The organism is uncultured Corynebacterium sp., assembly GCF_902782855.1.
GTDB lineage: Bacteria > Actinomycetota > Actinomycetes > Mycobacteriales > Mycobacteriaceae > Corynebacterium.
Window position 1 is genome coordinate 1 of sequence record NZ_CACZOO010000128.1, and the last position, 6,132, is coordinate 6,132.

Annotated in this window: 4 protein-coding genes and 2 pseudogenes; 1 reads left to right on the top strand and 5 read right to left on the bottom strand. The window is 66.9% G+C overall.

Going from position 1 to position 6,132, the window contains the following annotated elements:
* Positions 1-1,692, top strand: a 1,692-nt coding sequence (locus QZV72_RS05910; RefSeq protein ID WP_297006246.1) for a helicase-related protein, incomplete at its 5' end; no start/stop codon positions are given.
* Positions 1,693-1,751: 59 nt separating this feature from the next.
* Here the strand turns inward: QZV72_RS05910 and QZV72_RS05915 are convergent.
* The 5 genes and pseudogenes from QZV72_RS05915 to QZV72_RS05935 all read right to left on the bottom strand — a co-directional run.
* Entirely contained in the window at positions 1,752-1,952 is a 201-nt protein-coding gene (locus tag QZV72_RS05915) for a hypothetical protein (protein ID WP_297006248.1), read from the bottom strand.
* Positions 1,953-2,137: 185 nt separating this feature from the next.
* Positions 2,138-2,956: a DUF6308 family protein gene (locus QZV72_RS05920; protein ID WP_297006250.1), complete on the bottom strand. Its 819-nt coding sequence runs from the start codon at positions 2,954-2,956 to the stop codon at positions 2,138-2,140.
* Positions 2,957-3,128: 172 nt separating this feature from the next.
* Positions 3,129-5,108 (bottom strand): annotated as a pseudogene (locus QZV72_RS14890) (aminotransferase class I/II-fold pyridoxal phosphate-dependent enzyme).
* A gap of 6 nt (positions 5,109-5,114) precedes the next feature.
* Positions 5,115-5,366: pseudogene (locus tag QZV72_RS14895) on the bottom strand (winged helix-turn-helix domain-containing protein); the annotation flags it as partial.
* Positions 5,367-5,533: 167 nt separating this feature from the next.
* The coding region (locus QZV72_RS05935; protein ID WP_367119089.1) for a hypothetical protein at positions 5,534-6,132 on the bottom strand (599 nt) is incomplete at its 5' end.

Genomic DNA, 6,132 nt, shown 5'->3' on the forward strand with positions numbered 1-6,132 from the left:
ACGGTGGGCCACCACCTGCAGCGCATCGGCATGTCCGCCACCGTGGGCAATCCGGAGGATCTGCTGGAGTGGCTGCAGGGTGGGGCCAGGTCCGCGGCAACCCGCACCGGTCGCGTCATCGCCCCTGGTGTGGTCCTGCCCGGTACCGGGATCTCGCCGGCGCTCGGGCCGGACGCACCGGAGATCCGGGTGGACCGGCTGGCCAGTTTCGACCAGGTCGCCACCCTGCTGTCGAAGCTCTACGTCGGCGAGAAGCGCCTGGTCTTCGTCGACTCCCGGAAGAATGTCGAGATCCTCGGCCACGCCCTGGAGGAACGTGGCGTGAGAGTCTTCCTCTCCCACTCCTCACTCTCTGCGTCTGAACGTGCCCGCTCGGAAGCCGCCTTCGCCGAGGAGACGGACTGCGTGATCGTCGCGACCTCGACCCTGGAACTCGGCATCGACATCGGCAACCTCGACCGCGTCATCCAGGTCGGAGCCCCACGGACGGTCTCCTCTTTCCTGCAGCGGCTGGGACGCACCGGCCGCCGTGCCGGAACCTCACGTAACTGCCTGTTCATCGCATTGCCCGGGCCGGACAGTATGGACCGGGACGACCAGGATGAGATGCTGCTCCAGATCATGGGATTGCTCTCCGCCTGGGCCGCAGGCTTCGTGGAACCGGTCATTCCGCCGCCGCTTCCCCTGCACATCGCCGCCCAGCAATTCCTTGCAGCAGCCCTGTCCCGGGGAGCGTTCAGTACCGCCACCTGGCGTGCGATCTGGGCCGGGACACCGCTGATGGATGACGCCGTGTTGGAGTGCAACGCCTCCGAGATCCTCGACCATCTCATCACTTCGGGGATGCTGGAGACAGACGGAGGGACCGCCTTCATCGGTGAGGCTGCGGAGAAAGCATTCGGACGCCGGCACTTCATGGAGTTACTCTCCGCATTCACCGCAGCTCCCCTGTTCACGGTGCTGGACGGTCGGACCGAGATCGGCATGGTGGAGGACCGTCTGGTCGCGTCACTGGAGGAAACGGACGGCGAGAACGTCCTGGCGCTGGCCGGTCGGAACTGGAAGATCATCAGCATCGACTTCAAGCGGAAGATCATCCACACCGAACCATCGACGAAGCAGGGCGTGGCCCGCTGGGGATCGTCAGGACCCTCCTTCGGGTATGACGTGGCCCAAGGCATGCGTCGGGTGGTCCTCGGAGAATCGGTTCCAGGCGTCCTTCTGACCGGACGCGCGGCGGAGGCCCTCGAGGGTGTGCGTGCCTGGTGGTCACCGACGGTGAGCGCGTCGTCTGAGTCGGTCTTCCTGCCGGTGGGTCATTACAACCCTGAGCAGGCCGAATGGTGGGCGTGGTGCGGCACCGGACGCAACCAGCAGGTGAAGGCTGCGCTGGGGGCGTCCACATCCCACGGGGACGCACTACCCGGCCAGCTGGGCTTCGTAGACGACGGTATCTCCGATGACGCCCAGCTCGCACCACTTGATCAGGCCGCCCGTTACGATCGACTGCGGGTCTTCCCGGAGACCACGCCGTCGCAGGTCAGGTCCAGGATCTCCTGGTATGACGCCCTCCCCGTCGCCGATCAGCCGCAGCCCTACGTCAGCCCGAAAGCGGTGTACGGGCTGAAGTTCAACGCGGCGCTGCCGGAGGAGAAGGCCCGGGAGATCCTGGCGAAGCGGTCACTGACCTGACCGTCGCCACGAGAACGACGGCGAGACGGACCTCGCGTACGTATCCGGGTATTCCGGGGTCACCCCGCAACATAACCCAGGGCGAACTCCCGTTCCGCCGCAGACACAAACTCCGGACTGTTCCTGGTCATCGAATGACTGCCGTTTTCGACTGTCACCAGGTGGTCAGCATCAACATCTGCCAGCATGTTCTCGTAGGCATAGGTCTGGTCCGTGGTCCCGTGGATGAACAGGTGCGAGGTCGACAGATCCGGATTCATCGGCGTATGTCAGGCTCTGGAGTCAGACGGCGTCATGGCCCACCCCAACAAGCTCGCGGAGTGGCGTCAGGCTGTCATCAACGCGATCAGCGCCACGGACCCCTCGGACCAGTTCAGAGAAGCCCCAGCTGATTCTTCCCGCTCTCCCGCACGTCACCCGGCCGCAGCCGTCACTGCCAGCACGGTCAGCTCCGGCGCCGGGCACTCTCTGCCATCCACAGCACGATATCCAGGACGCGCAGGTCGGACAGCCGCCCGATCCGCTCGGCAGCCTGAAGACCCGGCACGAGGCCGGAATCGGTGAGGACTTCCGGTGAACCACTCCGAGCTGCTGCCACCGCGGCCTCCCGTAGGACACCCAGATGCGCCGGCAGTCCGAGGTCTGCGTCCTGCAGGACGCTCCGGAGACTGCGGAAGAAATCTGTCCTCCCCTGGCCGTGGCCCAGCTGCGCGGTGACGAAACTGTCGATCACCGGGCACAGCCGCGGACGCTTACGTGCCAGCAGTTTGCTCGCCCTCGTCGGACCCAGGTTCTTGCGCCGGATCTCCGCCCACAACCGGTCCGTGACAGCAAGGTCCGCATCAGTGGCGTCCACGAGGTCCAAATCGGTCGGGAGCTGGGCGAGCAACCGCCCGATCTCCACCGCGTCGATCGGCACCGAACGGGCGTTCTGCAGACGGGCGTCGCCACGCTCGATCGCCGTGCGTGCATCACCGACCTCCGATGCCACCGCCCCGGTGAGCTGCAGTGCATGCATCACATCGATGTCCACCGACAGGGTCGATACCGCGATGATGTCCTCTGCGGTGACGGCATGCGCCACCTCCGGGCGATCTCCACCCCCGCCGAGCTCAGTGAACATCGCGCCGGTGTACCCGGGGCAGGTGTGGCCGGGGAGGTCGGCGAAGTAGGTGACGAGGTACTTCGCAGCCTCCTCGGCGCGCGAGGGGTCGAGGATCCCGGGGGCGTCCCAGCGGACGGCGGTCCAGATATCGGTGCTCATGCCACCAGGGTATCCAGATATCGGTGCTCATGCCACCAGGGTAACGGCGGAACGCTCTGCCCCGCGTCCCCATGTTCCTCCCCGGGCCGAATCGGTCAGCTCGCGTACCTGGCCCGACCGAATCTGCCCGGGAACGGACTTCCGGACACGGACAGGGGCCTGCACCCGCACCTCACCACCGTCGTGGCCCGTACCCGGGAGCTTCTGCCCGGCGGTGCTGCCCTCGGTGAAGGTCCACCGACTCCGGTCGATCTGGGAGTGACGTGGGTTGACCGCCCCAGGGGGTGGAGGCCACCTTCCACCACCCCCACGCGGTCACTCCGCCGCCAACCCCTCCGTCGTCGCCGCAGCCCCCCACGGTGTGCGGCGATTCCAGCGCAGACACATACGCACGGGTGAACTGAGAAGAATCCACCAGGTCACCGATGACCTCACGCTGCCGCAGGAAGGCCAACGGGTCCGCGCCCTGTCGCGCCGCTGCCAGCGCCACCGGGCGTCCCGCGGCGAGGTTCTCCCGGAACCGCGGCTCCGCCATCACCTCGTGCACCATCCGGTGCCCCGCGAGATACCCCAGGTAGCACAAGCCCTGGTGGGAGGCATTGAGCAGCCGCGGCTTCATCAGCTCGTAGGGCTCCACGTCCGCGACGACCTCCACCCAGGCATGCTCGTACGCCGGACGCCCCGCAGTGAACGAATCCTCCAGCCCCCACTGGCAGAAGTTCTCGGAGACCACCGGCCAGGTGTCCTCGTATCCCCGCTCGGCGACATCGGCGCGGTCGGCGTCCGTCGTCTCCGGAGTGATCCGGTCGACCATCGAGTTCGGGGAAGCGACATTGTCGCGGATCCACTCCCCGAGCTCCGCGTCCACCGAGAACGCGAAAGCCAGGAAGGACGCCGCCGCGACATTCCCGTTCCATCACGCCTCCCCCAACGCCTGCACCCCGCCGGCGATCCTCACCTCGGGGATGGACGCCAAGCCCACCCGCAGCTCATCGGTCCGGGCGACGGTTCCCGGCGCGTAGTACAGCGAACCCGGGGTCACGAGCACGCCCCTGCCGCGCGCCCGCTGCGCCCACGCCGCAGCGTCAGCAGCGTCCGCAGCGTCAGCAGCGTCCGCAGCGTCCTCCCCGACCCCACCAACCATCCGCAGCCACAGGTTCATCCGCGGCACCACAAGCTGGTCCGCGTACTCCGGCATGTACCGCCCCACCGCCTCGGCGAAGCGGTCGAACTTCGACCGCGACCGCACCCGGTACCGGCGCAACTGCCGGGCGTAGTCCCCTGACCGGATGAACAGCGCCAGTGTGCGCTGCAGCAGCGGCGACGGCGCCTTCGTCGCATAGTGCCGGAACCGCCGCAGCTGCGCGATCAGCTCCGGGGCACCCACGATGTAGCCCATCCGCAGACCCGGGGCCAGGTACTTCGAGAACGTCCCCAGGTACACCACGCGACCAGCGGTGTCGATCGACTTCATCGGCGCCAGCGGCGGGCCCTGCAACCGGATCTCGGCGTCGTAGTCGTCCTCGATGATCACCGCGTCCTGCTCGGCGGCCAGGGCCAGGAACCGACGCCGACGCTCCGGGGACAACGCCACCGACGTCGGATGGTGCGCACTCGGGGTGAGGTAGACCAGGTGCGCACCAGCGGCACCGTGGGGGTCGGCGCCCGCGGCGTCCACCGTCATGTACTGCATGTCCGCCCCGCTCTGCGCGAAGATCCGCTGGGCGTCCACGTACCCCGGGTTCTCCATCGCGACCTGCATCCCCGGGCCCAGCAACGCCCGACGCAACAGCGCGAGCCCCTGCTGCGTCCCCACGGTGATCATCACCTCGTCCGGACCCGCGTGGACGCCGCGCAGCGCGAGAACCTCCTCACGCAGTGCCGCGACGAGCTCCGGATCATCGGCCTCCCGAGGGTCCCCGAGCGAGACCCTGAGGTTCCTCCCCGACATGGCCGTGTTCATCGCCTTGAGCCAGGAGCGGGTGGGGAACTCCCCCGGCTCGATCTGCCCGGACAGGAACGGGTACGGGAACCCCGCGTGATCCGGTTCCACGATCGAGGGAACCGGCGGGGCGACCTGGTAGAGCAGCTGATTCCAGTCCACCCGGTCATCCGTGGGCTCCTGCGGGACGGACGCCGCCACCGGGTACATCCCGGAGCGGGGACGCGACACGATGAGCCCCTCATCCACCAGCTGCTGCAGCGCGGTCTGCACGGTCGTGCGCGAGACCCCCAACTGCTCGGCGAGGACGCGGGACGGTGGTAGCGCCCGGTGCGGCGGGTACACCCCGCGCTGCAGACCGCGGCGCAGGAACATGGCGACCCGGGCGTGCAGCGGCGTGACGGCGGCGAGCGCAGTCCAGTCGTCGGTGGTGGCGCGGGTCGGCGACTGCAACGGGTCCGGGGTCATGGATTCACCGTATCGCCCGGGGAGGATCCTCGTGGAGCAGCGTTGCCTCTCTATCTGGAAGTTGCTACGGTTGAGCCATCGCCACCCGTTACGACGGGATCGGAAGAAGGCCCCGGGCTCCAGCCGGACGACTGGCCCCGGGGCTTTCTCATGTCTGGGTCACGTGTTCACAGTGAGTCCGGAGTCTTCCGTTGCAGAACCACCCGGTCCTGAAGCGTCTCCCAGTACTGTCCGTCACCGAGGTGCGCGGAGTTCAGCGCCCCGAGCACTGCATCCGGTATCCACAGCAACGGTTCGTCACGCCCCATCACATGTCTGATTCTCACCGATTGTGCCTGACCACGCCCCTGCAACATGACTATGTGCTCCATGTCCTTCCGATTCTGACCTGGACGTCGGCTTTCCAAGACAAGGTCTCGGACCTCCATCTGCCCCAATTCAAAATAAAGTTGCTCGAGGCACTTCCGCCGATACCGCTCTGTCTTGGGATCTGGCGCGCTCCGGTGTGCGACCACAATCTGCATACTTTCCAGCGAGGAAAGCACAGCGACAATCTTCCTACGCCGGCTGTCCCGTTCGTTCGTCCAGTGGAGCTTCGTTTGCCCTGGGAGTTTTAACGGCCGCAGTACCGAACGGATCTCCTCGGTATCCTCCGCTGACAGCACAGCCGCGCACACCAGGTACTCCTGTAGATGCGGTCCTCTGGGAGAGGACGACTCATCGACGAAAGCCACAAGATCATTCTCGTTCAGCGGCATATTTCCCC

What these genes read in the sequence shown, in the direction of transcription:
- QZV72_RS05915 (WP_297006248.1), bottom strand. Translation starts at nt 1,952, where the DNA reads ATGAATCCGGATCTGTCGACCTCGCACCTGTTCATCCACGGGACCACG.
- QZV72_RS05920 (WP_297006250.1), bottom strand. Translation starts at nt 2,956, where the DNA reads ATGAGCACCGATATCTGGACCGCCGTCCGCTGGGACGCCCCCGGGATC.